The following is a 3,290-nucleotide window of genomic DNA, read 5'->3' on the forward strand; positions in this document are numbered from 1 at the left end:
TGCCGAAATCGATCGCCTGTTTAGTGAACTTCAAAGGCACCAGCGCGCCGCCTTCATACGTCGTCTTCTCCGATCCGACCCAACGCTTGAGACGTATACTGACTCGCGAGGCGGAACCGTGACTTCCTCGACCCAACTCCCCCGCGCACTCCACCTCATCCTGCCCTGGCTCGGGATCGCGATTTTTGTGCTCGTCTTCGTCCTGCGCGCGCCCACCCTCTCCGACCCATCAAGCCGCGCAGCAGCAATGCTCTTCGCTGGGGCGTTCCTCGCGCTCGCGCTACTCCCGCGTCTCCTCGCGAGGCCCCTCGCCCGCTTCTTCGTTCACCGACGCACGCGCTGACGTGACCCCCTCCGAGGACGACGGCTTCCAGGCGGCGCTCGACGCCGCGAACCTCGCGATTCAGGTCATCGTCACCATCTTCGTTCTGGGCGTCGCCGTCGCCTACTACCTCAAACCCGACGCCACCGACACCCAACGCTGCTGGCTCGGCAGCCTGGTGGCCGCCTTTGGCGGCTACTGGTTTTCCTTCTGGTTCGCGCGCCGCCGAGCCCGCTAGCTCGGGATCTCCCCGCGCGTCGCGCGCGCCAGCTTCGCCACTCCGCTTCGTCCGTCGCGCCAGGCTGCGCCTGTCACGCCGGCCGCGACCGCTTCGCGCCTTTTCCTTTCGGCGCGCGCTCCGCGCGTCCGCGGCTCCTGGTCGTGGTGTCCGCGTTCTCGCAATCGGGGACGGGGACACCACGACCAGGAGGCCGACGAGAAATGACGATCCCGACGCAGCAACTGGAGTTCGAGCTCACCGACGCGCCGGAGCCCAAGAAGGGCGACCGAATCCAAACCCCCACCACCGTCGCCCGCTACCGCCTCTCCCTCGTGCGCGAGCCCGAATCGGTCTACGCCGCCACGTTGGGCATCGAGCCCCCGCGGCTCTCCGATCCCCGCGCCGCCTCGCGCTGGCTCGCCGAACACCTGGACCAGGAGCCCTACGAAACCTTCGGCGCGCTGTTTCTCGACACGAAGCACGCGCTCATCGGAGAGTCGATCCTCTACCGCGGGACCTTGAATCGCGCGGCCGTCGAGCCCCGCGGGGTGCTCGCCAGCGCCCTTCTTCTCAACGCCGCGGCCGTGATCGTCTTCCACAACCACCCGAGCGGCGACCCGACACCCTCACCGGAGGACATCGCCTTCACGCACCGCCTCTCCGAGGCCTGCGAGCTCGTCGGTCTCCGCCTCGTCGATCACCTGGTGATCGCTTCCGCCAAGGCTTCAGTCTCCATGGCCGAGCGCGGCCTGCTCTCTTGACCGCGAGACGCCAAACCTTGACCGCACCCCACCAACCGCCTACGCTATTTCCGCCTTGCCAAACCAGCGACCCACCACCTCCGGCGGCGCCGCCCGCGCCACACGCGCAACCGAAACGCCAAGCCGCCTGCTCGCGGTCCTCGCCGCGTTCCGCGCAGGCTCCAAGCTCTCGGCGACTCTCGCGAAGCGCGTCCGAACCCTCGACGCCCATCGCCCGTATAATGGGGCCGAGGCCAACCCAGTGACGACGAGCCCCTCCCTTCTCCCGCGCCTCCGTCTCGAGCACCTCCTCCTGGTGCTCTGCACCGCCTTCTTGCTCTTTGTTGCCCTGAGGCCCCACCTCTTCGCCGAGCTCGCCGGCTTCCTCCTCGGCCGCCGCTAGTTCTCCGCGACTTCCGCGCGGTCATCCTCTCCACCCCGCGCGTGTTACATTTGCTCCCTCTGAAAGGCACCCGCAGGAGAGGACCATTTGATGTCGAGCGTTGACGGCACCTTTGGCCGCCGCGACCGCTTTCTGTGGGGCTGTATCGGCGCCTCCTGCACCTGGTTGCTTCCTGCCGTGAAGCAAGCCGCGCAACACCAGCTCTCCCTCCCCCTCGACGATCCCTGGTTCTGTCTCGGGATCTTGTCGTGGATCGCCATGGGCGGCGCCATCGCGACCGCCTTCGAATCCGCGAATCGCATTGTGGCCATATTCACTGGTGCCACCTGGCAATACACCCTCGCGGCGTGGACCAGCGCACCGCTCCCGCTTCCCGGCGCCAACTAGTCGCTCAATAGCCGCGTTCCGCGCCCGCACGCCGCGGGCGCGGACGGCCGGTCTCTCCGACCCAAGGCCTCCACGGCCTCTCCGCGGGCCTTCTCGCCTCGTTCTGGCCCGTCGCGACCTGGTCGCGCAAGTTCGCCGCTCCGCTTCGTCCGGCCGCGCCAGGCGCTTCGCGCCTGTCACGCCGGCCGCGATCGCTTCGCATCGTTCCTGAGCGCGCGCCCACGCCGCGCCTGTTTCCCCTTTCTCCGCCCGCGTCACCGGGAGCCCCGGGTGACCCGGCAGACGCGCCGGAGAAAGGGAGAAAGCAAGATGAACGAGACGACGAAGAAGGCCCCCGAGGTGACGCTTTACGGCAACGTCGGGGCCGACCCCGAGACCCGCAACATCCCCGCCAAGACGGTCGCGAAGCCCGTCTACGATCCGGTGACCGACCAGGTCGTGACGCGCGAATTCGAGAAGCCGTCGCGGACGCTCCGCACGTTCTCGCTGGCGCTGAACGCCAAGGGCGCCGCCGGCGAGCCCATCACCCGCTGGATCCGCTGCGAGGACTGGAGGAATCTCTCCGAGGCCGTCCGCAAGGGCGATCGCCTCCGCCTCCGCGGATACTTCGTGACGCGGACGTACGAGAAGGACGGCGAGCCGAAGGACGTGCGCGCCTTCGTCGTCAAGGCGCTCCACGTCGAGCGCTCGAAGTCGGGCACCGAATCGCCGGCCGAGTGATCGGCCCCGGCGGCGCCGCCCGCGGGCGGCGCCGCCCTTCTGCGTTCTAGCCATCCTGCCACCGCGCCACCGCGCTGCCGAGACACCCCGCATTCCGCCCTTCGCGCGTCCTCGCGGCCCCGCCTTCGCGCCGTTCCGCCGCTTGGGCGTCGCGCTTGCACGCATTCGCGAATGCATGTATACTCCCTCCATGCCACCCTGCGCGCGTGCAGCTGCGACGACCTACCGTCCCGCCGCTGTGCCACCCTGCATTCGCGAATGCACGCCGCCACGACAGCGAGGAGTCGCGCAATGCAGAAAGTCCGCTTGACCGTCTCCGCGATCGCGGGACGACCCTTCAACGGGGAGGCCCAAGCCACCGTCGAGATCGACCGGGCGCCCCAGCGTGCCCACGTCCGGGTCCGGCCGTACCGGTCCCGCCGCGTCGTCGAGATCCCGCTCCAGGACCTGGTCGAAATCGTCCTCGAGCGGGACGCCAAGGCGCGCGTCCGAGAGGCC

Annotated in this window: 7 protein-coding genes; all 7 read left to right on the forward strand. The window is 68.9% G+C overall.

Annotation, left to right across the window (positions count from 1 at the left end):
• The first annotated feature begins 118 nt into the window (after positions 1-118).
• Positions 119-343, forward strand: a complete 225-nt coding sequence (locus F9K34_RS18045) for a hypothetical protein (protein WP_291338493.1) — start codon at positions 119-121, stop codon at positions 341-343.
• Position 344: 1 nt separating this feature from the next.
• Entirely contained in the window at positions 345-560 is a 216-nt protein-coding gene (locus F9K34_RS18050; RefSeq protein WP_291338494.1) for a hypothetical protein, read from the forward strand.
• Positions 561-763: 203 nt separating this feature from the next.
• The gene (locus tag F9K34_RS18055; RefSeq protein WP_291338495.1) at positions 764-1,303 is read left to right on the forward strand and encodes a JAB domain-containing protein; all 540 of its coding nucleotides are present in this window, start codon (positions 764-766) and stop codon (positions 1,301-1,303) included.
• Positions 1,304-1,358: 55 nt separating this feature from the next.
• On the forward strand, positions 1,359-1,685 hold the full coding sequence (locus F9K34_RS18060) for a hypothetical protein (RefSeq protein ID WP_291338496.1): 327 nt from the start codon (positions 1,359-1,361) through the stop codon (positions 1,683-1,685).
• A gap of 90 nt (positions 1,686-1,775) precedes the next feature.
• On the forward strand, positions 1,776-2,072 hold the full coding sequence (locus tag F9K34_RS18065; protein ID WP_291338497.1) for a hypothetical protein: 297 nt from the start codon (positions 1,776-1,778) through the stop codon (positions 2,070-2,072).
• A gap of 309 nt (positions 2,073-2,381) precedes the next feature.
• Positions 2,382-2,792: a single-stranded DNA-binding protein gene (locus F9K34_RS18070; RefSeq protein ID WP_291338498.1), complete on the forward strand. Its 411-nt coding sequence runs from the start codon at positions 2,382-2,384 to the stop codon at positions 2,790-2,792.
• 291 nt (positions 2,793-3,083) lie between these two features.
• Positions 3,084-3,290 (forward strand): hypothetical protein (locus tag F9K34_RS18075; protein ID WP_291338499.1); only part of this gene is annotated, 207 nt, incomplete at its 3' end.

Origin of the sequence: Albidovulum sp., assembly GCF_008933605.1 — a bacterium.
Taxonomy (GTDB): Bacteria; Pseudomonadota; Alphaproteobacteria; order Rhodobacterales; family Rhodobacteraceae; genus Albidovulum.